This is a genomic window from Bradyrhizobium sp. KZN70725 (assembly GCF_055264925.1).
This window is the reverse complement of the sequence record NZ_JBUYWT010000039.1, coordinates 31,845-57,005: the sequence shown is the minus strand read 5'-3', so window position 1 is coordinate 57,005 and position 25,161 is coordinate 31,845. Positions and strand designations below refer to the sequence as shown.

19 protein-coding genes and 1 riboswitch are annotated in these 25,161 nt (G+C 64.9%); of the genes, 12 read left to right on the top strand and 7 right to left on the bottom strand.

Features of this window, described 5'->3' with window-relative positions; translation table 11 throughout:
• Positions 1 to 59 precede the first annotated feature (59 nt).
• Entirely contained in the window at positions 60 to 1,739 is a 1,680-nt protein-coding gene (gene metG, locus ACZBJS_RS29580; protein ID WP_316398106.1) for a methionine--tRNA ligase, read from the bottom strand.
• Positions 1,740 to 2,012: 273 nt separating this feature from the next.
• Between metG and ACZBJS_RS29575 the strand changes: the two genes are divergently transcribed.
• Positions 2,013 to 2,204: a DUF1192 domain-containing protein gene (locus tag ACZBJS_RS29575; protein WP_016845225.1), complete on the top strand. Its 192-nt coding sequence runs from the start codon at positions 2,013 to 2,015 to the stop codon at positions 2,202 to 2,204.
• A gap of 574 nt (positions 2,205 to 2,778) precedes the next feature.
• A complete protein-coding gene (gene rcdA / locus ACZBJS_RS29570; protein WP_028340279.1) occupies positions 2,779 to 3,291 on the top strand; it encodes a protease adaptor protein RcdA in 513 nt (170 codons plus the stop codon).
• A 13-nt stretch (positions 3,292 to 3,304) separates the two neighbouring features.
• Here rcdA and pdxR read toward each other — a convergent pair whose 3' ends face one another.
• Positions 3,305 to 4,819, bottom strand: a complete 1,515-nt coding sequence (gene pdxR / locus ACZBJS_RS29565) for a MocR-like pyridoxine biosynthesis transcription factor PdxR (protein ID WP_316398107.1) — start codon at positions 4,817 to 4,819, stop codon at positions 3,305 to 3,307.
• A gap of 110 nt (positions 4,820 to 4,929) precedes the next feature.
• Here pdxR and ACZBJS_RS29560 point away from each other — a divergent pair, with 110 nt between their 5' ends.
• Complete coding sequence (locus ACZBJS_RS29560) at positions 4,930 to 5,556, top strand: FMN-binding negative transcriptional regulator (protein WP_316398108.1); 627 nt, start codon at positions 4,930 to 4,932, stop codon at positions 5,554 to 5,556.
• A gap of 148 nt (positions 5,557 to 5,704) precedes the next feature.
• Entirely contained in the window at positions 5,705 to 6,322 is a 618-nt protein-coding gene (locus tag ACZBJS_RS29555) for a LysE family translocator (RefSeq protein WP_316398109.1), read from the top strand.
• An 86-nt stretch (positions 6,323 to 6,408) separates the two neighbouring features.
• Here the strand turns inward: ACZBJS_RS29555 and ACZBJS_RS29550 are convergent, their stop codons facing one another.
• Complete coding sequence (locus ACZBJS_RS29550) at positions 6,409 to 8,952, bottom strand: MASE1 domain-containing protein (RefSeq protein ID WP_463439629.1); 2,544 nt, start codon at positions 8,950 to 8,952, stop codon at positions 6,409 to 6,411.
• A 556-nt stretch (positions 8,953 to 9,508) separates the two neighbouring features.
• On the opposite strand from ACZBJS_RS29550, the gene ACZBJS_RS29545 reads away from it, so the two are divergent.
• Positions 9,509 to 10,063: a hypothetical protein gene (locus ACZBJS_RS29545; protein WP_253588773.1), complete on the top strand. Its 555-nt coding sequence runs from the start codon at positions 9,509 to 9,511 to the stop codon at positions 10,061 to 10,063.
• 110 nt (positions 10,064 to 10,173) lie between these two features.
• Here the strand turns inward: ACZBJS_RS29545 and ACZBJS_RS29540 are convergent, their stop codons facing one another.
• The gene (locus ACZBJS_RS29540) at positions 10,174 to 11,241 is read right to left on the bottom strand and encodes a LysR family transcriptional regulator (protein WP_316398111.1); all 1,068 of its coding nucleotides are present in this window, start codon (positions 11,239 to 11,241) and stop codon (positions 10,174 to 10,176) included.
• On the opposite strand from ACZBJS_RS29540, the gene ACZBJS_RS29535 reads away from it, so the two are divergent.
• Positions 11,231 to 11,803 (top strand): hypothetical protein, encoded by a 573-nt coding sequence (locus ACZBJS_RS29535; protein WP_057017714.1) that lies wholly within the window; start codon positions 11,231 to 11,233, stop codon positions 11,801 to 11,803. The two genes, ACZBJS_RS29540 and ACZBJS_RS29535, sit on opposite strands and share 11 nt — an antisense overlap.
• 398 nt (positions 11,804 to 12,201) lie before the next feature.
• Here the strand turns inward: ACZBJS_RS29535 and rpmE are convergent, their stop codons facing one another.
• Entirely contained in the window at positions 12,202 to 12,429 is a 228-nt protein-coding gene (gene rpmE / locus ACZBJS_RS29530; protein WP_016845230.1) for a 50S ribosomal protein L31, read from the bottom strand.
• 194 nt (positions 12,430 to 12,623) lie between these two features.
• On the opposite strand from rpmE, the gene ACZBJS_RS29525 reads away from it, so the two are divergent.
• The 6 genes from ACZBJS_RS29525 (at position 12,624) to ACZBJS_RS29500 (ending at position 21,912) form a co-directional block, all read left to right on the top strand.
• On the top strand, positions 12,624 to 14,480 hold the full coding sequence (locus tag ACZBJS_RS29525) for an ABC transporter ATP-binding protein/permease (RefSeq protein ID WP_283067604.1): 1,857 nt from the start codon (positions 12,624 to 12,626) through the stop codon (positions 14,478 to 14,480).
• A 152-nt stretch (positions 14,481 to 14,632) separates the two neighbouring features.
• A complete protein-coding gene (locus ACZBJS_RS29520) occupies positions 14,633 to 15,025 on the top strand; it encodes a hypothetical protein (protein ID WP_225646584.1) in 393 nt (130 codons plus the stop codon).
• A gap of 153 nt (positions 15,026 to 15,178) precedes the next feature.
• The gene (locus ACZBJS_RS29515) at positions 15,179 to 16,669 is read left to right on the top strand and encodes an amidohydrolase family protein (RefSeq protein WP_168857765.1); all 1,491 of its coding nucleotides are present in this window, start codon (positions 15,179 to 15,181) and stop codon (positions 16,667 to 16,669) included.
• A gap of 1 nt (position 16,670) precedes the next feature.
• The gene (locus ACZBJS_RS29510; RefSeq protein ID WP_229192543.1) at positions 16,671 to 17,600 is read left to right on the top strand and encodes a CobW family GTP-binding protein; all 930 of its coding nucleotides are present in this window, start codon (positions 16,671 to 16,673) and stop codon (positions 17,598 to 17,600) included.
• Positions 17,601 to 17,827: 227 nt separating this feature from the next.
• Positions 17,828 to 18,022: riboswitch (cobalamin riboswitch) on the top strand.
• Between the two features lie 105 nt (positions 18,023 to 18,127).
• On the top strand, positions 18,128 to 20,410 hold the full coding sequence (locus ACZBJS_RS29505; RefSeq protein WP_316398112.1) for a TonB-dependent receptor: 2,283 nt from the start codon (positions 18,128 to 18,130) through the stop codon (positions 20,408 to 20,410).
• 2 nt (positions 20,411 to 20,412) lie between these two features.
• Positions 20,413 to 21,912: a PepSY domain-containing protein gene (locus ACZBJS_RS29500; RefSeq protein ID WP_316398113.1), complete on the top strand. Its 1,500-nt coding sequence runs from the start codon at positions 20,413 to 20,415 to the stop codon at positions 21,910 to 21,912.
• 7 nt (positions 21,913 to 21,919) lie between these two features.
• Here the strand turns inward: ACZBJS_RS29500 and ACZBJS_RS29495 are convergent, their stop codons facing one another.
• Positions 21,920 to 22,393, bottom strand: coding sequence for a tetratricopeptide repeat protein (locus ACZBJS_RS29495; RefSeq protein ID WP_076827489.1), 474 nt, complete (start codon positions 22,391 to 22,393; stop codon positions 21,920 to 21,922).
• 76 nt (positions 22,394 to 22,469) lie between these two features.
• Entirely contained in the window at positions 22,470 to 24,857 is a 2,388-nt protein-coding gene (gene gspD, locus ACZBJS_RS29490) for a type II secretion system secretin GspD (protein WP_316398114.1), read from the bottom strand.
• Between the last annotated feature and the right edge of the window lie 304 nt (positions 24,858 to 25,161).

The following is a 25,161-nucleotide window of genomic DNA, read 5'->3' as shown; positions in this document are numbered from 1 at the left end:
TGGTCAGTGGAGAGGATCGGCGGATGGCATACCGCCTTTTCCACCGAAGCGAAACGCCATTAAAGCCCGAACTGCGTCGTGAGCTGGTCGGCTCTCTCAGGCGTGATTTTCTCGACCAGCGGCCCGAGCCTAGCGACCGGCGTGCCCGCGCCGCGATCCAGCAGCGGGAGGAGTGGGCCAGTGGGCCAGCGCGGGATCACATCGTCGCAACTGAGCGCGCCAAGTACGCGCGCCGCGAGATCAGGCACGATGCTCCACGCCAGCGTGGCGCTGAGCGCGACAAGATTGAGCCCGGTGCGGGTGATGACTGCCGCGCGTGCCGGATCGGACTTGATCGCCGTCCAGGGTGCTGCGTGCTGCAGATAAGCGTTCGCGGTGTCCCAGATCGCGCGGGTCGTGGCTGCCGCTGCGCGAAATTCCAGCGCCGTGTGATGGCGGTGCAGCGCTGCGATGCGCTGCTCCAGTTCAAGCGCGAGTTGGCGCTCGGCATCGCCGGGAGCGCCACCATCCGGGATGCGGCCGTCGAAGGCGCGATGCGCGAAGCTGATGATGCGGTTGGCGAGATTGCCGAAGATATCGGCGAGATCCTTGTTCACGTCGGCGACGAATCTGGCGACGCCAAAATCGGTGTCGGCGCTCTCCGGCGCGTTGGCGATCAGCCACCAGCGCCAGAGATCGGCGGGCAATTCCGCCAGCGCCGCATCGGTGAAGATGCCGCGCTTCCTGCTGGTCGAGAACTTGCCGCCCTCGTAATTCAGCCAGTGGAATCCCTTGATCACATCGGCGGTCTTCCACGGTTCGCCGGAGCCGATCAGCGTCGCCGGAAAGCTCACGGTGTGGAACGGGATGTTGTCCTTGCCGAGAAATTGGATGTAGCTGACGTCATCGGCCTGCCACCACCATTGCCGCCAGTCGCGGCCTGGCGCGGCGTCGGCCCATTCCTGCGTCGCCGCGATGTAGCCGATCGGCGCGTCGAACCAGACATAGAACACCTTGCCGTCGAAGCCGTCGCGCGGCACCGCGATGCCCCAGGCGAGATCGCGCGTGATGCAGCGGTCGCGCAGCTCGGCATTGAGCCAGCCCTTCGCGGTCGACACCACGAAGGGCGGCCATCCGGTGCGGCTGTCGATCCATGCGCCGATGCTGTCGACCAGCTGCGACTGGCGCAGATACAGATGACGGCTGTCGCGGATCTCGAGCGCGCGGTTGCCGGATAGCGCCGAGCGGGGATCGATGAGGTCCGGCGGGTCGAGCAGCGTGCCGCAATGGTCGCATTGATCGCCGCGCGCGCCGGCGTCGCCGCAATGCGGACAGGTGCCGAGCACGTAGCGGTCTGGCAGGAAGCGCCGGTCGGCCGGCGAGAACACCTGTCGGGAGGTGCGTGCTTCGATCAGCCCGGCGTCATCGAGCCGGCGATAGAAGTGCTGAGTCAGCGCATGGTTGTGCGGCGAGCTGGTGCGGCCGAAATGATCGAAGGACAGGCCGAAGCGCCGATAGATGTCGGCCTGGACGGCGTGCTGTGCGTCGCAGAACGCCCGGACATCCTGTCCGGCCTCGATGGCGCCGAGCTCGGCCGGTGTGCCGTGCTCGTCGGTCGCGCAGATGAAGAGCACGTCGCAGCCGGTCTGCCGGCGGAAGCGGGCGTGGACGTCGGCGGGCAGCAGCGAGCCGACGAGATTGCCGAGATGCTTGACGCCGTTGACGTAGGGCAGCGCGCTGGTGATGAGAATCTTGGTCATGGATTAAGGTCTTTCGCGTTCGGTGATGCCGACCCCGCAAGAATCAAAGCGGAAAATCAAAAAGCCCTCCCGCGTGACCGGAAGGGCTTGGGGTCGGCTCATGCCTCGCGCGCAGGCGCGCAACTATCCCGTCCGGTCAGACTCCTTGCGGTCGGGCCGGGGCATTCGCGTCAGATGTTGCGCGCACACGAAAGTCACTGCAAAATTCTCCTCTGGACGGATATCTATCATCGCTGGACGCAGGACGCCAGATCAGCATCGCGGGGAAGACACATGCCGATTGAGGATGAGGACCGGCCGCGGAAGAAAATCAGCCATGAGATCGGCCAGGATCTCTCGCTGCTGTCGGTCGAGGAGTTGACGGAGCGCATCGCGCTGCTCAACGCCGAAGTCGATCGCCTGAAAGAGGCGATGACGAAGAAGCGCGCGTCGAAGGACGCCGCCAACGCGTTCTTCAAGTCGTAGCGCTGCGCCATCATTTCTGTCGTAGCCCGGATGAAGCGAAGCGCAATCCGGGAGCCGCGCTATCCGCGGATGGACCGTTCCCGGATTTCGCTGCGCTCCATCCGGGCTACGCGGCTCCACCTCCCCTTGAAAAGGGGAGGTCGCTTTGCTCGCCAGAGCAAAGCGTGTGGGGATCAGCTCTCTTCACATACGCCGTCGCCTGCGGTTGACCCCCATCCCGACCTTCCCCTCTCAAGGGGAAGGAGAAGAGGCCTGTCCCAAACTAGGTCAATGGCCGACATGGCAAACAAAGTGTCAAGAAATCCGTTCATTTACGATCGGTTAAGCTTTCTCGATTATGACTGCATTGTCCTCGTTTGGACACCGAGTGGCTCCTGTCCACTCTGTTTGACGCCTCCCTGTTATCAACTTCAAAGCCGCCGGAAACGGCGGCTCTTTTTTGTGCGTCCTAGCGGCTGGAAACCATAAATCCGGTTGCGGCTGGACTCTTCGGCGCGCCCGCGCAATGATTTGTTCATCATAAGCTGGCGCGTCAGATGCCAGCGGGCGTTACGGTGGTGTGAGGGCGTTAACCATGGCCGATCGTTCCCAGAGCGAAGCCGGGCTTGTGCTGTTCAGTGAGCGGCTGACTAATTCTGCGGCATTCGGCGTGCTGTTCCGGGAAGGCATGGATCTGGTCGAGCAGACCGCCGCCTATCTCGACGGCGACGGACGTGCCGAGGCCAAGGCGCTCGAACGGTCCGTGAGCCTGACCTATGCCACCGAAAGCATGCGCCTGACCACACGGCTGATGCAGCTCGCCTCCTGGCTGCTGCTGCATCGCGCGGTCAAGGAAGGCGAGATGACGCTGACCCAGGCCAATCGCGAAAAGACCAAGGTGAAGCTGTCGGCCGCCGATCCCGGCCCGGCCGACATGGTGACCAAGCTGCCGGAGCAATTGCAGCAGCTGATCGCCCGCTCGATGGATCTGCAGGCGCGCGTCCGCCGCCTCGACACCACGATCCACGCGCCGGCGCCGGATCGCTCGTCGATCGGCAACCCGCTGGTGCCGCAGCTCAACCGCCTCAAGGCGGCGTTCGAGCAGTAATCCGGGCAGCAAATCAGTGTGACGCGTCCGCGCGGCGTGGCTTGGTCCGCCGCGGCGACGTGTGCTGATCGATTGCGCGCCGCAGCCGTAGCGTCGCCGCTTCCAGCTCCTCCGGTTCGAACCCGCCGAAGCCGAGCATCAGGCCGGGGCGTGGTGCGGCTTGGTACATCGGCGAAATCGGCCGCACGACGATGCCGGCGGCAAGCGCTGATTTTGCCAATTGCACATCGTCGAAGCGCTCTGGCAGCCACAACAGCAGATGCATGCCCTGGTCGCTCGGCTGCAGCGTGACGTCACCAGGCATGTGACGCGTCAGCGCCGCGATCAGCGTCGCACGCCGTGCGGCGTAGACGCCGCGAATGCGCCTGATATGCGCCTCGAACAGCCCCTCGCGCATGTAGGCTGCCAGCACATGCTGGTCGGCGGTCGGCGAATGCCGGTCGAGCAGCGCCCGCGCGCCGGCGAAAGCGTCGATCAGCGGCGAAGGCGCCACGACATAGCCGAGCCGCAGCGAGGGAAACAGCACCTTGCTCAGCGTGCCCAAATAGATCACCCGCGATGGGGCGAGGCCTTGCATCGACGGGAAGGGATGCCCGGCGTAGCGCAGCTCGCTGTCGTAATCGTCCTCGACGATCCACGCATTGCTTCGTTGCGCCCACGCCACCAGCGCATTGCGGCGGGCCATGCTCATCGGCATGCCCAGCGGATATTGATGCGACGGCGTCACGAACGCCGCGCGTGCGTGCGGGCACGCGGCGGTGGCGGCATCGACGTCGATGCCCTGCGCATCGACGCCAACGCGCGTGGTGACGAGATCGAGATCGTCGAGCACGGCGGTCATGCCGGGATAGGCGGGATCCTCGGCCCAGACAGGATCGCCTGACGACAGCAGCACGCGGCCGGCGAGATAGAGGCCTTGCTGGGTGCCGGCCGTGATCACGACCTGCTCGGGCTCGCAATGCACCGCGCGGGATTTGCGCACATAGTCGGCGATCGCCTGCCGCAGCTCGATCAGGCCGCGCGGATCGCCATAGCTCGCAGGCGCCGCGGCGCGCGATGCGCGCACGCGGTTGCCGAGGCGGCGCCAATGGTCGTCGGGCGCGACCGCGCCGCCGGGGACCGCGATCGCAAACGGGACCTCCGGCATCGGCCTGAAGGCCGCCGCCACTTTGGCAAGCCGCGCCGCGCGCGGCGGCAACCGGATCGGCACTGATTTGTTAGGCTTGCGATTGACCACGACGGGCCGTGCCTGCTCGGCAAGCGTCGGCGCGACGCGGGTGCCGGCACCGACCTGCGATTCCAGATAGCCCTCGGCCAGCAACTGCTCGAAGGCCTCCGTCACCGTGCCGCGCGCGACGCCGAGCGAGGCCGACAGCGCGCGCGTCGACGGCAGAAAATCCCCGGCCTTCAGCTCGCCGCTCGCAATCGCGGCGCGCAGGGCCTGCGCGATCTGGCGCCCGACCTGTCCGGCGGCGCGGTCGACGGCCCGGAGCGAAGGGATGCTGATCGTGGCGCGCAGGCGGGGCATAGTGGACCAATCAAGATGATCGAAAGTGGCTCTTATCATAGGCCAATTCAACGCTATGGTGCGAGCAGCAATTGATCAGGCCTGCCAGAGTGTCTGCCAAGAGGTTCGCAATGTACCTGCCGCCGCATTTCAAGATGGATGAGCTCGGTCCGATCCACGCCGCGATGCGGGCCTCAAAGCTTGCGACGCTGGTCACCGCAACCGCCGACGGCCTGATCGGCACGCCGCTGCCGCTGATCCTCAATGAGAACGAGGGCTACTACGGCACGCTGTACGGTCACGTCGCGCGGCCCAATCCGCAGTGGAAGCTGGCCGCGGTCGGCGAGGCGATGGCGATCTTCATGGGGCCCGACGGCTATGTGACGCCGTCCTGGTATGCGACCAAGGCCGAGCACGGCAAGGTGGTGCCGACCTGGAATTACGTCGCCGTCCACGCCTATGGCGCGGCCGAGTTCTTCGAGAATGCCGATCGTCTGCTGGACGTCGTGACCCGGTTGACCGAGCTGCACGAGACTTCGCGCCCGGAAGCCTGGCAGGTCAGTGACGCGCCTGGTGATTTCATCAAGGCGCAGCTGCGCGGGATCGTCGGCTTCCGGATGCCAATCACGCGGATCGATGCCAAGAAGAAGATGAGCCAGAACCGCAAGCTCGAGGATCGCGCCGGCGTGATCGCGGGGCTTGAGGCCAGCGACAATCCGACTGATCGCGAGGTCGCGGCAATGATTCCGGCGAGCTGAGACGCCTTGAACAAATTCCAGACCGTCATTGCGAGGAGCGATAGCGACGAACCAATCCATCTATCGGCATTTGCGGGCAGATGGATTGCTTCGCTTCGCTCGCAATGACGGCGGAGGAAGTTGCGCCCGCAGAGATTGACGCCCACACATGGAATTGTACCTCGCCTTCGCGATCACGACCGCGACCTTCGCGCTGATCCCGGGTCCCGCCATGCTGTATGCCGCGGCCCGCACGCTGGCAGGCGGCCGGCGCGCGGGGCTGATGGCCTCGCTCGGGCTGCATCTCGGCGGCTATGTCCATGTCGTCGCCGCGGCGGCCGGCCTCGCGCTGCTGTTTCATGCGGTGCCGCCGTTGTTCATGGCGATGAAGCTTGCCGGTGCGGCCTATCTGGTCTGGCTCGGGCTGTCGCTGTTCCGCGACCGCGACAATGCAAAGCGCCCCACACTTGCGCCGCTCTCCGCGGAGCGCGCCTTCGCGCAAAGCATCGTCGTCGAGGTGCTCAATCCGAAGACGGCGATCTTCTTCCTGGCGTTCCTGCCGCAATTCGTCGATGCGTCGGCCAGCCTGCCGGTCTGGGCCCAGCTGTTTCTGCTTGGCACAACGGTAAATCTGACCTTCTCGGCGGTCGACATCGTCTGCGTGTTTTTCGCCAGCGCCGTGATGTCGAAGCTGCAGCGCTCGAAGCGGTCGCAGCGCATCATGCAGCGGATCGGCGGCAGCATCCTGGTCGCGCTTGGCGCGCGGCTGGCCTTCCAGGATCGCTAGAAGCCGTCATGTCCACCAGCGGCGATGGTGCGGATCAACGCTTCGCCAAGCTGCGCGACGAGCTGCTTCTGCAATGGCGCGACCGGTCAATTTCTGCCCGAGGCTTCAGTCGTGTTCGACGTCATGGGCGCGGCGGATGATCGCGGTGGTCGCGGCGGCGCAAGATCGTGGATAAAATCTCTCAGTGCGTCGGTATCGAACGGCTTGCGGAGTATTTTTAGACTTGGCGGAGCTGCTTTTGCGGCATCGCTGTAGCCGGTTGTAAGGGCGATCGGCAAACCGGGGTATCGCGACCGGACTTCTCTCGCGAGCCCGACGCCATCGATGGTCCCGGGCATGACGATATCGCTGAAGACGAGATCGATCTTTGTACCGGCGTCGAGCAATTTCAGCGCCGCTTCGGCCGAATCTCGATAGATCGTGTCATAACCCAGATGCTCGAACAGCGAGGAAGTCACATCCGCCACTTCGGGGCTGTCGTCGACAACGAGAACCGTCTGCCGCTGCGGCTGCCTTGCTCTTGTTCTGGCAGCGGCCAGCTCTTTACTGGTGACCTGCTCGTCCGCGCAGGACGGCAAGTAGATTGTAATCGTTGTTCCCTGTCCAACCTTGCTGTCCGCCGTCACCGTTCCGCCGGCCTGGTGCGCGAAACCATAGACTTGGGACAAGCCGAGCCCGGTACCCTTGCCGACCTCTTTGGTCGTGAAAAACGGATCGAACATCTTGGACAGCAGGTTTGGCGGAATGCCGGTGCCGGTATCGCCAAGCGCGATCGCAAAGAAAGCCTTTGCGCGGCGATCGCCGCCGGTTTCCTGGTTCGCGGTCACCGCATGCACGGATAAGGTGAACGTGCCGCCGCTTGGCATTGCATCGCGCGCATTGACGGCGATGTTGACGATCGCAAGTTCCAGCTCGGCGAGGTCCACCTTGACCGACGCGACACCCTCGCCGACGTTCTCATTGTACACGATGTTCCCGCGCAGCGAGCTCTCGATCATGGTCCGCATGTTCTTGATGGACGCATTCAGATCGACGACCGTCGGGCTGAGATGCTGATGACGAGAGAATGTCAACAATTGGCGGGTGAGGCTTTCGCCGCGCTTGGCCGCGGTCTGTATGGCTTCAATTGCCTTGGGCAGTTTTGGATCAAGCAGGCGTGTGAAGATCTGGGCACTGCCTCCGATGATCATCAATAGATTGTTGAAGTCGTGTGCAATCCCGCCGGTCAGCTTGCCGATTGCCTCCATTTTCTGCGACATCGCGAGCTGTTCGCGTGCCTGAACCAGCTTCTCCTCCGCGTCGCGTCGCTCGGTTGCGTCCCGCAGAATACTGATAAAGCCGATCAGATTTCCTGAGTCATCATGGCTCGACGAGACCGAGCCCGTGATGAAGAACGGCGTACCATTCTTTCTGATGCGCCAACCCTCTACGTCGTACTTGCCTCTTTCGATTGCCGTCTCCAGCGCGTGTGTCGGCGAACCCGCGCGGCGTTCATCCGGCCGATAGAATATTCCAAAATGCTTGCCGATGATTTCTTCCGAGGTGTAGCCGATGATCTTTTGAGCGGTGCTATTCCAACTCGTAACGTGTCCTTCTCTATCAAGCGCAAAAATCGCATAATCGACGACGCCTTCGATAAGGGTTTGGAAGTGCCGTCTGATGCTGTCGAGCGCCGAAGCGTTCCGTTCAAGTTGACCGTTCAACTGGTCCTGCACGGAAAGCAGATGGGCTTCCGCGGTGTGACGCGTGGCGATTGCCGCTGCCAGGGCAAGAGAGGGGGCCGATACGGTGATCGAAAGCACGAGCAGTGACAACAATGCTCCGTTCGGATCCGTTTTCGGAAACGGATCATTACCGAACGCGAAACCCCAGACTGCGATTCCGGTGAAAATGAGCGCAGCCGTAGCCGCGGTGCATCGATTGCCGCGCAGACCGGTCCAGATCAACGGGAGCAAAGCCAGAAAACCCAGCAGGCTGCGATGCGGCAACGCCACGTTGAGATCGTCGCTGACGAGGTCACTGCCGATGAGCGGGCTGTAGGCTACGATCCCAATGAGACCAGCGAGGGCGATAACTGCGATCGATTCCAACAGATCCCATCTGGAGGAAATCCGTAAGGGCATCATCGCCCAGAGCACGATGACCGGAGCAATCACCAGGATCGCGGCTGCGTCGGCAAGCCACCAGGTCAGCCCGGCGGCGACGGAATCGGGAAAGCTCGGTTCGTTGACGAAGATGGATCCGGCCAAGGCGGAGAATGAACTGATCATCGCGGTCGGCGCAAAGGAGACGCCTGCAAACTTTGCGACACCGGATGGCGTGGCAAACGTCTGGCAACCGTTCGACCAGCGTCCGATCAGCCATGTCCCGGCCAGTGCAGCAAGGAGGGTGCCGATCCCGGCGGCGACAAATTCCAGGAGCGATCGGTCGGTTATCAGGTAAGGCGCGACGGCGCCCACTAGGATCGCGGGCCAGATCCGGTAGCCACGCAGCAGCATAAGCGCGAGCGCAACCCCGGTTGGCGGCCACAGCGGTGTCGCGGTCGGATTGATAGCGGGAAGGAAATGTGCGGAGGCCGCAAGGCTCCCGTAGATCGCGGTGACGATAAAAAGTTCGATCGAGTAGGTCACAGCGCTCCGAGCATCGCCAAAAGCGAAAATCCCGGCCTTATCGAACCTTGCCCGTTCCATCACAAGCCTTTGCGGTGGGCACCTCAAGAATGCGGTAGGGAACGACCTGGCACCCGGTTCCATGTCACCCGAAGGAGGGCGATCGTATTTTCGCCAAGTCGATGACCCCTGCCAAACACTCAACGCAGTTTTGACCAAAGCATGGCCGCTGGATCGAGAGTAGGGGGCGCCAGCAACTTCTGAACAAGAGACCATGGGGCAGAACCGCTGACCTAACGGCGTGGGCCTGCAAAATCGACCCGATCCCGCCGCGTGTCGGCGTCGTTCAAGTAACCGCTCCGGGTCAAAGGCGAATATCGGCAAGAGCCGTTCGAGCTCAGCTTTGGGCTAGACGCCGGAACGGTGCGAGCGGTGGGCGTTCTCTCGCCGCCATGTCGACGTCGATCGTGAGACACCGGGAGATTTATCCTCAACCCTAGGTAGCCAAGCTCGGGCGGTATGGTACCGTGCCCTCGTCGGGACGGCATTTCCGTCCCGGATTTGGGAGGGCTATGTCATGAGATTGCCGTCGAGCCTTGTCGCGCCTTCAGCCGTCGCCGTGTTGTCAACTGTCTGGCTGTGCGGCCCGGCAGCGTCGCAAACAGACCCAGCCAAGCCGCTTCCCTCCATCACGGTCGAGGCGCCGAAGCCGGTGGCAAGGCCAAATCGTCCGACACAGGTGGTGACCACGGGGGTATCTCACCGGAGATCGAGAACCACCCAGACGTCGTCGTCAACCGCTCGAGCGCCGTCGCCGGCGCCGGATTCAGTGCTGGGCAGGATTGCCGCGCTGGAGAAAGTCGCCAGCAATTGCAACGGTGGCTGCGAATCGAGCCTCCCGCATGGCAAGGACCCTTGGGTCGGGTGCAGCGAGTCGACGGGCGGACAAACCCACGGACCGTTCTCGTCGACGTGCCGGGACAACCTCACCTACAAGTCCTACGTCGATTGCGTCGAGACCAAATGGTTCCTGGGCGAGTACCGAAACAGGGCCTGGTGGCTTTGCAGCAGCCTGCAGGCCGCGGGGAAGTTTAAGGTCGCCGAACTCAAGCGACCGAAACGTCCGCGCTAGGTTCGCCGTCGGAATCCGCGCGACGGCGCGAGCTACCATTTCATGTTCGTGATTGAGTCGTTGTTGCGGGTCCCGGAAGCAGGCCATCCGCGGCAATTCCCGCAAGGCGACTACGCCTTTGTTTCTTCCGGCCTCGGTAGAGGGGAGACGCGCTTGGCAAACTCGCGTCCCGGATAGTGCTGGCCGCAATAGGCGACGAGTTCGTCGATAAAGGATTTGGCATAAGGAGCCAGAAAGCGCTGCGGATCCCAAGCCACCGCAGTCCATCGCCCGATCGAGGCGCCCCTGTGAATCAGCGGAAAGGCGCGGACGCCTGCGGACGGGATCTGGACATTCGACGGCACGATGGCGACATCGTTGCCGCCTTTTGCCAGCGCGAGCAAGGTGTGAGGCGCTGCGCTTTCGAGGATCACGCGTGGCCTGATGTGTGCGACGTTGCAGGCGGCATCGAACCAGCCGCGAGATGCGAAGTCCCGCCGCAGGAGCAGCAATGACTCTTCGGCGAGTTCGGCAATCTCCAGCTTCCGCCTGCTTGCGAAGCCATGCCGCGGCGAAACCGCAGCAAGCATATGGACGGGAGCCAGCAACCGGCGGTGATAGCCGTCGTCGGCGGCCGGAATGATCGCGAGATGAACGTCGCCCCGCTGCAGACGATCCGGAACGCGGGCACCACCATCCTCGATCAAATCGATGGCCACGGAGGGGTGCTTGCGCCGGAACAGGGGGAGGAAATTGGCGAGCACCGTTTCCATATGTTGGGTGCTGCAGCCGACGCGCAGCGCGCCGGCCTTGCCGGTTCTCAGCGCGCGGGCACGCTCGCCGAACGATTCGGCATCCTGCAGGAGACGTCGGCCGCGCCGTAGCAGATCCTCGCCTTCTGAAGTCAGTTTGATCCCGCGGCCGACGCGATCGAACAACGGAATTCCGAGTTCGTCCTCGAGCGCCTGGATCTGGCGAGAGGCCGCCGGCTGGCTCAGACGCAGCTGTTGCTGAGCGGCGGCAAAGCCGCCTGCCTCGGCAACGACGACGAAGGTGCGCAGCTGGCGAAGGTCCATTTTCAATGCACCAAATGCATGAATAGATGGATAATAAATGCATTGGACACATTGAGCAAGCCGCGACATCCTTACGCCGCCCAGCCGAGATTTGTCCAAAAGGGGAATCGCGATGTTTGACACCGAGCGTTTCGTTGCCGACTGCCGCGCAGCGTTCGCTGCGGACCCGTCTCACCGAGCCATTCATGAGGTCGTTGCCCGCGCGATGTCTGAACCGGCTGCGGTATTCAAGGGACTCGGCGAGCCGCAGCGTCCCGAAAGCCGCGCGCTCTTCCATTCCGAGACGCTGACCATCCTCAACGTGGTGTGGCCCCCCGGCTATATCGTGCCACCTCACGACCATCACATGTGGGCCGTGATCGGCGTTTATGGGGGCCGTGAGGACAACGTCTTCTGGCGGCGCATTCCGAGCGAGCCGAACAGGATCGAGGCTGCCGGCGCCAGGGCCTTGTGCGTGCGCGATACCGTGCCGCTCGGCACCGACATCATCCATTCGGTGATCAATCCAATCGACCGGCTGAGCGGCGCAATCCACGTCTATGGCGGCGATTTTTTCGCCACGGAACGGAGCAAATGGGATTCGTTGACGCTTGAAGAGGGCCGCTCCGACCGCGAAGAAGCGCGCCGCAACTTCGAACGGGCGAGCGCGCGTTACGAAGCAAGTCTGCGCGAGGCCGCCGGCTGACTGCAGCGCGCTTAAAGAAGTAGCCCATCCATGCTTGCTTGCAGATGTATGACCCAAAAGTCGAGCCACACATTCAGTGTCGTCCCGGGCTTGACCCGGGACCCATAACCACAAATGACAGTAGTTGCGCGACGCTGGGGCCGCAGCCCTCTTCAACAACACAGCCCTGTGGTTATGGGTCCCTGCTCCCGTGCGCAATTGCGCACTAGGCAGGGGCGACGATTGTGGATGGAGGCCGTGCCACACATTCGCTGTCGTGCTGGCCTTTGCCAGGACGACGCATCGGGAGGATCGCGGGCCCGTTCAGCCCGCCGGTCCGGAGCGGCCCCCAAAAACAAAAACGCCCCCGAGACGGGGGCGTTTTGCGTGTGATCGCCGGGGCGATCCCGAAGCGGACTTTAGTCCTTCTTGAGGAAGCCCGAAAATTTCTTCTGGAAGCGCGAGACGCGGCCGCCGCGATCCATCAGCTGCTGGGTGCCGCCGGTCCAGGCCGGGTGCGATTTGGGGTCGATGTCAAGGTTCAGCGTGTCGCCTTCCTTGCCCCAGGTCGAGCGGGTCAGGTACTCGGTGCCGTCGGTCATGACGACCTTAATCGTATGATAATTCGGATGAATATCGGCTTTCATGACAGTTCCTTCGGCGCGCCGGCGCCCGTCTCAAGATGTCTGGAATACGGGATTTGCGCGGGTCTATAACCCATGGAGCCCGCCAAAACAAGCCAAGAAAGGGCCTAAGCCCATCACCGGATTGGGACTTTACCGGATTTGCCAGCCGGGGGTCGGCGGGCCTATGTGGGGGGCGATAGAACCGGTCTAGATTGATGAGCGTAGCCGAACAGCTTGAGACCCCGCGCGGCGCCCCGCAGCCTCCGCGCGACGCATTGCTCGATGAGGAAGCCTTCATCGAGAGCCAGATCACGGAGCCGGCGAAGAGCCGTGCCCGGTTGCGGCCGTTGCTTGCGCTCGCGCCCTATGTGGCGCGCTACAAGGGCCGGGCGATCCTCGCGCTGATCTCGCTGACGATCGCCGCGATCACCACGCTGATCGTGCCGGTCGCGGTGCGGCGGATGATCGACATGGGCTTCACGCCCGAAGGCATCGCGATGATCAACAGCTATTTCAGCGTGATGATCGCGGTCGTCGCGGTGCTCGCCTGTGCCAGCGCCTCGCGCTATTACCTCGTGATGACGATCGGCGAACGCATCGTCGCCGATCTCCGGCGCGACGTGTTCGCGCATCTGATCTCGCTGTCGCCCTCGTTCTTCGATTCCGCGCGATCAGGCGAATTGGTGTCGCGGCTTACCGCCGACACCACGCAGATCAAGTCCGCGGTCGGCGCGTCGGTGTCGATTGCGCTGCGCAATCTGATGCTGTTCTTCGGCGCCGCCGCGATGATGGTGATCACCAGCCCGCGGCTGTCCGGCTTCGTGCTGCTCGCGATCCCTATCATCGTGATTCCGCTGGTGGCGTTCGGCCGCTGGGTGCGGCGGCTGTCGCGCACCGCCCAAGATACGCTGGCCGATGCCAGCGCCTATGCCTCCGAGCTGGTCAACGCGATCCGCACCGTGCAGGCCTATACCGGCGAACGGCTCGCCAGGACGCGCTTTGCCGGCGAGGTCGAGCAGGCCTATCAAGCCGCGCGCAGCTCGACCAAAGCACGCGCGGTGCTGACGCTGATCGTCATCTTCATCGTGTTCGCCAGCGTCGTCGTGATCCTCTGGGTCGGCTCGCACGATGTGCTGGTCGGAACCATCAGTCCGGGCCGGCTCGGCCAGTTCATTCTCTATACGGCGTTCGCCGCGAGCGGCCTCGGCCAGCTCAGCGAGGTCTGGGGCGAGGTCTCGGCCGCATCGGGCGCCGCCGAGCGGCTGTTCGAGATCTTGCGCGTCAGGCCGCAGATCGCGGCGCCCGCGTCGCCGCGCGCGCTGCCGCAGCCGGCGCGCGGCGATGTCGGTTTCGACAATGTCAGCTTCGCCTATCCGACCCGGCTCAACGCGCTTGCGGTCGATGAAGTGTCGCTCTCGGTCCGGTCAGGTGAGAAGGTCGCGATCGTCGGCCCGTCCGGCGCCGGCAAGAGCACGCTGTTCCATCTGCTGCTGCGCTTCTACGATCCGAAATCGGGCACTATCTCGCTCGACGGCGTGCCGATCCGGCAGGCCGATCCGGCCGAGGTGCGCGCGCGCATCGCGCTGGTGCCGCAGGATTCCGTGGTGTTCGCCGCAAGCGCCCGCGAGAACATCCGGTTCGGCCGGCCCGATGCCAGCGACGCCGAGGTGGAGCGTGCCGCCGATCTCGCCCATGCCACCGAGTTCCTGCGCCGCCTGCCCGAAGGCTTCGACGCCCAGCTCGGCGAGCGCGGCGTGACGCTGTCCGGCGGCCAGCGCCAGCGCATCGCGATCGCGCGCGCGATCCTGCGCGACGCGCCGCTGCTGCTGCTCGACGAGGCGACCTCGGCGCTCGACGCCGAGAGCGAGACGCTGGTGCAGACCGCGCTGGAGGAGTTGATGCGCCACCGCACCACGCTAGTGATCGCGCATCGGCTGGCGACCGTCTTGTCCTGCGACCGCATCCTGGTGATGGACCAGGGCAGGATCGTCGAGCAGGGCACCCACGCCGAACTGGTCGCCGCGGGCGGACTCTACGCCCGGCTGGCCCGGCTGCAATTCGAGGGGATCTGAAAGAATTGGGGCTCGGCGCGCTCCGCCTATGCGATTCCTATGCAATCGGGCGCGCGCTCCCCTCGAAAACCTATTCCTGCGCAAGGATAGTCGCGCCGCGCCCGACCTCCATCGACAGCCGAAGGACGTCCGGCGCGCGGGGTGTTCGACTGATGCGCGAGAATGCGACCGAACCGGAGAGCAAGCTGCTCCGTGCCTGGCAGCTTGCCGTGCTGCGCTTCGCAGTGACGCTCGACGACGACGATCGGATGCACGCGCTCGGTGTGGCCGGCGAGGTCGACCGGCTAGGCGGCGCGGCCGATGACGCCTTCCACTTCTTCCGCAGGACGACCGCGGAGCTGTGCGCGGCGATCTCCGGTCAGGGCGCGGATCAGGATGCCGTCATCCGGCGGTTCCTGGCGCAGATCGACAATGTCAGGCTCAAGCGTGCGGTCGAAGCGGCGATAGCCAGGGACCGCACGCCGCCGAAACTCGTGGCGAGCCGCGTGAAGCCCGGCGCCGATCTCTGGCGCGGGCTGCCGTCGCGGCGTGCAACCGGAACGTAGGAGGGGCCTCACTCTGCAATCGCCATCACGGCGCGGCGGATATTCCGTCACAGCATGTCGCCACAACCCTGGCCGGCTTGCTGCGATCAGTGCGATGCGCTTCTCTGTGCTCGACAGGAGACCGGTCGGTTTCGGAATGCGGGGAGTGGCGAGATGGGTGGCTTGGTGATCAGCGGCGGCCGGGTGGTGGATCCGGCCAGCGGGATGGACGCGATCGGCGATGTCGCCGTCGTCGACGGCAAGATCGCCGCGGTCGGCACCGGCCTCGGCGGTTCCGAACGGCAGATCGACGCGACCGGGCTCGTGGTGGCGCCGGGCTTCATCGACCTGCACGCGCATGGCCAGACCATTCCAGCCGACCGCATGCAGGCGTTCGACGGGGTGACGACCTCGCTCGACCTCGAGGCCGGCGTGTTGCCGGTCGCGTCCTGGTACAAGCGCCAGGCCGAGAAGGGCAGGGTGCTGAACTACGGCGCCGCCGCCAACTGGGCCTTCGCGCGCATCGGTGCGATGACCGGCTCGAATTCGGAGAGCTCGCTGGAATCGTTTGGTGCCGCGATGCGCGATCGCCGCTGGATCGAAAACGTCGCGACCGAAGGCGAGGTCGGCGGCATCCTGGAGCGCCTCGCCAACGGACTGAACGAGGGCGGCATCGGCATCGGCATTCTCAACGCCTATGCGCCGGGCGCCGGCGTGCAGGAATTGACCGCGGTGTGCCAGCTCGCGGCGGATCATGCGGTGCCGACCTTTACCCACGTCGCCTACATGTCGCGGATCGATCCCGAGAGCGCGGCGGAAGCCTATATCCGCCTGATCGGCTATGCCGGCGCCACCGGCGCGCATATGCACATCTGCCACTTCAACTCGTCGAGCAAGACGGATATCGAGCGCTGTGTCGCGCTGATCGCGAAAGCGCAGGCGCAGGGCCTGCCGATCACGGTGGAGGCCTATCCCTACGGCACCGGCTCGACCGTGCTGGCGGCGACCTTCTTCAGCGATCCGAAATTCGAGGAGCGCAACGGCCTCGGCTACGATTCGGTGCAGCGCGTGACCGACGGTCACCGCTTCGGCAGCCGCGAGGAATTGCTGGCGGCACAGGCCGAAGAGCCCTCGACCTTGGTGCTGTGGCATGTGCTCGACATCGAGAACAACGCGCATCATCGCGATCTGCTCGATATGGCGGTGCTGTATCCGGGCGGCGCGATCGCCTCCGACGCGATGCCGTGGACGCTGTCGGACGGCCGCCCCTACAGCGGCGACGCCTGGCCGCTGCCCGACGATGCCACCTCGCATCCGCGCTCGGCCGGCTGCTTCACCCGCTTCATCCGTGAATGGGTGCGCGAGCGCAAGAAAGTGTCGCTGCTCGAGGGCATCCGCAAATGCGCGCTGATCCCGGCCGAGATCCTGTCGGCGAGCACGCCGGCGATGCGGGCCAAGGGCCGGCTGCAGGTCGGCGCCGACGCCGATGTTGTGGTGTTCGACTACGAGACGCTGAGCGATCGCGCGACCTTCTCGGCGATGAATCGTCCGGCGGAGGGCGTGCGGCATCTCGTGGTCAGCGGCCAGCCGCTGATCAGCGATGGTGTGCTCGATGTCGCGGCGCGTCCCGGCCGGCCGGTGCGCCGGCCTATCACGGGGGGCTGAGGTGCCGGTCCCGATCCTGCTGGTCGCGGGCTTCCTCGGGGCGGGCAAGACCACGGTCGTCAACCATCTGCTGGCGCATGCGCAAGGGCGGCGCATCGCCGCCGTGGTCAACGATTTCGGTGCGATCAATATCGACGCCGAGCTGATCGCCGGCGCCAGCGACGGCGTGGTCAGCCTGAGCAATGGCTGCATCTGCTGCACGCTGGAGGGCGACCTGCTGCGCACGCTCGCCACGTTGCTGCGGCGTGATCCGCGTCCCGAATTCATCGTGATCGAGACAAGCGGGATCGCCGATCCCGCCGATATCGTGCGCAACCTGATGGATCCCGTGATCTGGAAGGAGGCGCCGCTGGAGACCGTGCTGTGCGTGGTCGACGCGACGCAGCCTGCGGCGATGCTGAACGATGCGCTGCTGCGCTCGCAGCTCCGGGCGGCGGACGTGGTGGCGCTGAGCAAGGTCGATCTGACTGACGCCGCTGCGTGCGCCGCGATCCGCGACGCCGTGCGCGCGGTGCGTCCGGCGGCCGTGGTGGTCGATGCCTTGCATGGCGAGGTGCCGGCCGCGCTGCTGTTCCCGGCGGACCTCGATCATGTGCCGGCTCCGCGCGAGACCGCGCCGCGACGGCCGGCGTCCGATCGCTTCGAGACGCTGAGCTGGACCTCGGAGCGGCCCGTCGTGCTGCCGCGCTTGCAGCAGGCGATCGGCAGACTGGCGCCGAAGCTGGCGCGGGCGAAGGGATTGTTCGAGACGGTGGAGCAGCCCGGGCGGCTGACCGTGCTTCAACTCGCCGGCGGCCGCGCGACCCTGGCTGCGAGCGGCGTGCCGTCGCCCGGCGTGCCGCGCACGCGCATCGTGTTCATCGCCGAGATGGGTGCGCTGTCGCGCGCGGAGATTGATGAGGTGATGCAGGGATGCGTCGAGGCTCAGTGACGCGAACCTACGTTTCCCGTCATACTGAGGTGCGAGGGAAGCGGCGTCTCGAAGGATGAATCGGCCACCAGCCGGGCCGTGCATCCTTCGAGACGCGCGTGCCGCGCTCCTCAGGATGACGGGTTGCCTTTCGGCGTCAGCCCTCGACGTCGCTGTGTCATCGCCGCAGCAGCATCTCGCAAAGCATGTGTGCGACGATCATCGAATTGACAGCCCTGCCGGCACCACCTATCGTTTTTGCCGACGGTTCCCTTCGGGGATCAAAAGGGAATGCGGTGCGAGGGTAACCCCAATGCCGCAGCTGTCCCCGCAACTGTAAACGGCGAGCCTTTCGTCAATTTGCCACTGGGCCATCGGCCCGGGAAGGCGTCGACAGGCGATGACCCGTGAGCCAGGAGACCTGCCGTCAGTCGTGGTCACACGCGAGCACATCGGGCGGGGGCGTCCTGGTGGGATCGGAGCACTGCCTTTTCGGCAATGCGCCATCCGCGTTCGCGGTGACGTGCCACGTTACCGCGAGTCCTTTCATGTCTCCGTCCTCTCCCGTTGCGCGCAAATGGCGCCTCGGTCTTCTCTGCTCCCTGTCATCGCTGCTGTTGCCGGCCGAAGGCTCGGCACAAACGCCGCCACCAACCAGGCTCGATCCGATCGAGGTCGCGCCCTCGGCTGCGGCAAAGCCGAAGCCTGCGGCGCGCAGTCGTGACACGGCCGCCGCGGCGCGGCCACGGCCGAGGCCCGCGACGGCCGCCGCAGCCGGCAGCACGTCGCGCGCGGCTTCGTCGGGCACACCAGGGACGGCATCGCCGACGCTCAATGCCACCACGCAGGGCGGCACCGGCAGTCGTCTCAACCTGACGCCGCTGCAGACGCCGGCCAGCGTCGAGATCATCACGGCGCAGACCATCGCTGAACGCGGCCAGCATAATGTGCTCGATGCCGTCACCCAGGACGCGGCCGGGTTCGTCGCAACGCCGGCGCCAGGCAACGGCGGCCTGTCGTTCAGCACCCGCGGCTTTGCCGGCAGCAACTCGGTGATGACGCTGTATGACGGCACGCGCTTCTATATCGGCTCCGGCACGCTGACGTTCCCCTACGACACCTGGTCGACGCAGCGCATCGAAGTGCTGCGCGGCCCGGCCTCGGTGCTGTACGGCGAAGGCGCGATCGGCGGCGTCATCAACGTGATTCCGAAGAAGCCGCAGAGCACGCCCTATAACGAGGCCGAGGTTTCGCTCGACAGCAACATGACGCGGCGGCTCTCGGTGGACAGCACCGGTCCGATCAATCCCAATGTGTCGTACCGCATCAACGCCACCGGCAACATGTCGGACAGCTGGCTCGATCGCGACAAGACCTCGAACGCGGTGGTCTCCGCTGCCGTGCGGGTGCAGGCGTCGGACAATCTGGCCTTCACGCTGTCGGAGGACTACGGCGACCGCAGCCCGTCGCGCTATTTCGGCACGCCGCTGATCAACGGCTCGATCCAGGATGCGCTGCGCTTCAAGAACTACAACGCATTGGACAGCGCGATCCGCTATCAGGACAGCTGGACCCAGTTCAAGACCGAGTGGGACGTCGCCGACGGCATCAAGGTCAACAACACGCTGTATTATCTGACCAGCGAGCGGCACTGGCGCGACATCGAGAACTACACCTGGAATCCGAAGACCCAGCTGATCGATCGCACGAGCTATATCGAGATATTCCACGACCAGAAGCAGCTCGGCAACCGGATGGATACGACCTTCAGCGGCCACGTGTTCGGCCTTGCGAACCAGGTCGTCGCCGGGTTCGACGTCAACCGGATCGACTTCACCCATACCAACAACTCGCCCTATGGCGGCGCGTCCTCGGTCAATCCTTATGTGTTCGATCCCGGATCGTTCTTCGCCACGACGACGGCGACCACGCCGGGCTTCAACGCGATCGTCAATCAATACGCGCTGTTCGCCGAGGATCGGCTCTCGCTGACCGATCAGTTGTCGCTGGTGACCGGGGTCAGGTATGATCGCCCCGAAGTGGACCGCACCGACTACAAGACGCCGGCAAACAGTTTTGAGACGACGCTATCGGGCACTAGCTGGCGCGCGGGCCTCGTCTACGAGCCGATCAAGAACCTCGCGTTCTATGGCCAGTACGCGGTCGGCGTCGATCCGGTCAGCAATCTGATCTCACTGTCGACCACGCAGAAGACATTCCAGCTTGCGACCGGCAAGCAGACCGAGATCGGGGTCAAGCAGTCGTTCTGGGGCGGCCGCGGCGAGTGGACGCTGGCCGCCTACGAGATCGTCAAGACCGGGCTCACGATTCCCGATCCCGGCAACCCTACCGGCGGCGTGGCATTGCAGATCGGCCAGCAATCATCCCGCGGGGTCGAAGGATCGATCGGGCTCGCGCTGAACGACGGCTGGCGCGTCGACGCCAATCTTGCGCTGTTGCGCGCCAGATACGACAACAACAGCCAGGTGGTCGGCGGCAAGATCGTCAGCTTCAACGGCAATGTCCCGGTCAACGTGCCGCAGCAGGTCTCGAATGTCTGGCTGACCTGGGATTTCGCGCCCAACTGGTCGGTCTATGGCGGCGTGCAGATCGTCGGTGCGATGTACTCCGATCTTGCCAACACCCAGCTGCGGCCGGGCTACAACGTGGTCAATGGCGGCGTCAGGTGGAAGCCGGACGACCGCACCACGGTCGCGTTCCGCCTCTACAATCTGTTCGACAAGCCTTACGCGGTGACCTCGAACGGCACCGGGCAGTGGCTGCTCGGTGTGCCGCGTACCGCCGAATTGTCCGTCAACGTGAAGTTCTGACCATGCGCAACGCTCTGATCCGGCGCGGGCGGCGGTGGCTCTATATCGTCCATCGCTGGATCGGCATTGCGACGTGTCTCCTGTTCGCGATGTGGTTCATCTCCGGCCTCGTCATGATGTACGTGGCCTTTCCGCGCCTTACCGACAGCGAGCGCCTCGCCGCGCTTCCTGTCATTCCCTGGAGCAAGGTGCGGGTCACGCCTGATCGCGCGATGGCGATCGCAGGTGTCGAGCGTTATCCGCGTGACCTGCGGCTTTCGATGATGGACGACACGCCCGTCTATCGGGTGACCGGCTGGAAGGGAGGGACGATCACCATTTCGGCGACCGACGGCAGCGTGATTGACCGGATCACGCCGGACCAGGCGCTGGCCATTGCCGCTCATCATCCGCATGCCTTGCAGCCTCGCTTGATCGAAACGATCACGCGCGACCAATGGTCAGTCACGTCGCGCTTCGATCCGTTGCGGCCGCTCTATCTGATCGGCCTCGGTGACGCCGATGGCACCGAGCTCTATGTTTCCTCGCGCACCGGCGAGATCGCGCTCGACACCACACGTTGCGAGCGGATCTGGAATTGGCTCGGCTCGATCCCGCACTGGATCTATCCGACCGTGTTGCGCAAGGACGGTTCGCTGTGGCGCGACGTGGTGTTGTGGATCTCCGGCATCTGCCTCGTCGTCGCGGTCACCGGCTTCTGGATCGGCGTCCTCCGCCTGCGGCTGATGCGCCGCTACGCTGATGGCGCCATCTCGCCCTATCGCGGCTGGATGGCCTGGCATCACATCGCCGGCCTGATCGGCGGCATCTGCGTCTTGACCTGGATGTTTAGCGGCTGGCTGTCGCTCAATCCCGGCGGCGCGTTCTCCGGCCGCGGCGTCACCCGCGAGATCGCGATCGGCTACAGCGGCCATGACACGGCCGACATCGTCGCTGGCTTCCAGTCGTCGCCATCGATGCCTGCGGTGGAGGCCCGCTTCGTCTGGATCGGCGGACACCGGTTAATGTTGCTCGACGACGGCAACGGCGGCCGCAGCATCGCCGATCCTGTGACCGGTGCGCGGATGACCCTCTCGCGCGACGAGGTCATCGCTGCCGCCCGACACGCAATGCCCGGCGCTGCGATGACATCAGCGCGGCAGCTCGATGAACCCGACGCCTATTGGTACACGCTGCACCAGGCGCGCGAGCTTCCGGTATTGCGGATCGGGTTCGACGATCCCGCCCGCACCTGGCTGCACATCTCCCCCGTCACCGGCGAGATCCTCGAGCGCAGCGACGACAGCCGCCGGTCCTACCGCTGGCTGTTCAACGCGCTGCACAGCCTCGATGTCCCGCTGCTGCTGCGCATCTGGCCGGCGCGCGACGTCGTGGTGTGGCTGCTATCGGCGGCTGGTACGATTATCTCGATCAGCGGGATCGTGATCGGGTGGCGCCGGTTGCGGCGGCGGAAGGTACGAGGCAGGCGCGTGTCGGCGAGCCTCGTGCGCACACCTCCGTAAGGCGCGATTACTTGACGGTCAGGTGCACGTCCGGCGCCGGCCGATCGGGTGCCCATTCCAGTGCGAACCGCTGTCCGGCAATGATCTCATAGGTCGAAAGCTTGGATGCGACCGCATCGCGGAACCGGAGATAGACATCGCGCTGCCGCCCGTTCGAGCGGGCCGCAGCCAGATTGAGCCATTTGTAGGCCAGCACGAAATCCGTCGGAACGCCGTGACCCTTGTCGTACATCAGGCCGAGTTGGGCCTGCGCGAACGGGTCGCCCTGCACGGCGCCGCGATAGTAGCAGTCGGCGGCGGCTGCGTAGGCCTGCGGCACGCCGAAGCCGTGCTCGTACAAGAAGCCGAGCATGCCGAGGGCGCGCGGATTGCCGCGCTCGGCGGCCGGCGCGAGCTCCCGGGCCGCCCGGACATAGTCGCCGCGATGGAAGGCGGTCGATCCGCGCGCGACGCTGTCGGCGCTCGCGACAGAGGCGGTCATCGCCCAAAGTGCGATCGCAAGCGAAGCCGAGAGGCCCGTCCGTTGTGCGAGAACGCGGCGCATCCTGCTGCCCGGCTCAGTGATAGCTGGTGGTGATCGGCGCATTGGTCGATGTCGTGGCGATGCTGCCGCGCAATTTCGATCGAAGCTCCTCGGCCACGGTCTGGGCGTCGGAGCCGTTGCGGATGATCTGCGGGCGGATGAAGATGATCAGCTCGGTACGCTGGGTGCCGTTGCTCTGATGTCCGAAGGCGTCACCGAGGCCCGGAATCTGGTCGAGCACCGGAAGCGCGTTGCGGGCGCCGCTCTGCTGTTCGCTGATCAGGCCGGCCAGCAGCACGGTCTGACCGTTGGCCACCGAGATCTGGCTCTTGACCCGTCGCTCCGAAACGGTCGGCGTCAGGTTGACCGTGCTGCCGCTGCTTTGGGGAACGTTGCTGATCTCCTGCTCGACATCGAGCCGCACGGTGCCGTTCACGCTGACGCGTGGCGAGACCTTCAGGATGATGCCGGTGTTGCGATAGTCGATGGTGTTGACCACCGTGTTGCTCGTGGTCAGCACCGTCGCGCTGCCGGTCGAGACCGGGACGACGTCGCCGACCTGCAGGGTCGCGACCTGGTTGTTGATCACGACCAGCGAGGGATTGGACAGCACCTTGACGCTGGTGACGGCGTGCAGCGCATCCAGGATCAGGCTCGGCTGCGTTGTATTTCCGATCAGGAAGTTGAAGCCCGGGAAGCTCTGGTTGATGAAGGCATTGGTGAGCGACCCCGCGACCGAGACCGCGCCGGTGGTCGCGTCGGTGGTGGTCGCGGGAGCGGAAGTGGCCTGGGTGCCGAGGATCGAGCCGGTGTTCGGCTTCAGGCCGAGGTTCTGGCTGGTGAGATAGGTCTGCACGCCATAGGACAAGGTGTTGTTGAGCGTGACCTCGGCGATCGTCGCGTCGATCGCGACCTGGAGCTGCGGCTCGTCGATCTGCAGCAGGGTCGACTCGATAATGCGGTAGTTGGCCTGGTCGGCATAGATCAGGAGATTGTTGTTCACGACATCGGGCGTGATCCGGACGTCCTGCATGACGGGCTGCCCGTTGCCGCCGCCGGCACCGCGTCCGGCATCCAGCGCGGCATTGTTGCCCTGGCCCGGATTGTTGGGATTGTTCGCCTGCCCGCCGGCGCCGAATCCCTGGCCAAGGCCCTGGCCTGTTGCGCCTGTCCCCGACGTGCCGCGGGATGCGAAGCCGCTCATGCCTGAATTCGCGCCGTTGTTGTTGTTGAGCGACAGACGGTCGGCGACGCTCGAGGTCGACGAGGTGCCGGAGCCGGGCGCGAGCTGGCTGTCGGCACTGTCGAGCTGGTTGCCGGACGATCCGCCAAGGAACATGTCGGTCAGGACCCGCGCGATTTGGCGCGCATCGCCGTATTTGACGCGGTAGACATGGACCGAGGTCCGCGCCGTGTCGTTGCGGTCGAGGCGCTTGATCCAGGTCGCGGCCGTGTGCAGCATGTCGGGCTTCTTGGTCACGACCAGGATCGCGTTCAGGCGCGCGATCGGCATGAGCTTGATGACATTCTGGCTGAGGCCGTTCTCGCCGGAATCGACGATCTTCTCCAGCTCGGCAATGACAGGCGCGGGCGAGCCGCTCGAGATCGGGAAGATGCCGACGGATTGGCCGCGCATCCAGTCGACGTCGAAGCTGAGCACGGTATCGACCGCGGTGCGGCGCTCGGCGCCGGTGCCCTGGATCAGCAGCAGGTTGCGCGTCGTGTCGGCGCGGATCGCGCCGGCCCTGGTGGCGAAGCTGTCGGTCAGCTTCATGAGGGTCTGCGCCGACACATATTGCAGGGGGACCACCGAGATGCCGAATCCGGGTTCCGGATTGGCCGCCGCGGTATCGACGCGGCCGCCGCCGACGGCGTCGCCGAGCGGCGTCAGGCGATAGCCTGCCGTATCCTTGAGCAGCACAACGCCGCTCAGGCGGAGTGCGTTTTCAAGCACGAACACCATGTCGGACTTCGGCACCGGGCGGACCGACACCAGGCTGACCGTTCCCTGCACCCGCGGGTCGATGGTGTAGCCGACATGCAGGATGTCGCCGAGCACCACCTTGGCGACGGTCGCCACCGGCGTGCTCTCGAAATTCAGATCGAAGCCGTTGCCGTTCGACGCCGGTTGCGGCCGCGCGTCCGCGACCGCCGTCACTTCGCTTCCGTCATACATCGCCGCGCGGACGCTGCCGCTCTGGCTGCCGCCCGTCGCCGCCAGTGCGTTCACCGGTTGCGGCTGGCGCTGCGCCAGATCCAGCGAGCGCACCTTGTCGGTGACGTCGAGTTGGGATGCGTCCACGCTCTCGCCGACCGTCGCGGAATTGCAGGACGCCAACAGCCCCAGTGACGTCAAGGCAAAAATGGCTGCGAGGCCGCCACGGATCGTCGGGCAGCGGCCCACTGTGCCTACGCGTTGCATGAAGGCCCTTCGCTTTGACTAACTGAAATTTCGATTGCTTGCGACGATCGGTCCTGCCCCGGAGGGACTCTTAGCGATCGAACATGACAGAAATAAATTGGTTACATGATTGTCGTTCGCGACCTGCCCATCGCATCGCACCGAAATCGTGCTGCCGGCGCGCTGCTTGTGTCCGCGATGCCACCCTCAAAGTTTCTTGAGCGCGACGAATGATGTGACTTCGCACAGCTGTCACACTTCGGATCGATAACCGCACAATTGCCGGGAGCCGAACGCGACGGCACGCAGCGGCGCTTGGCACGAA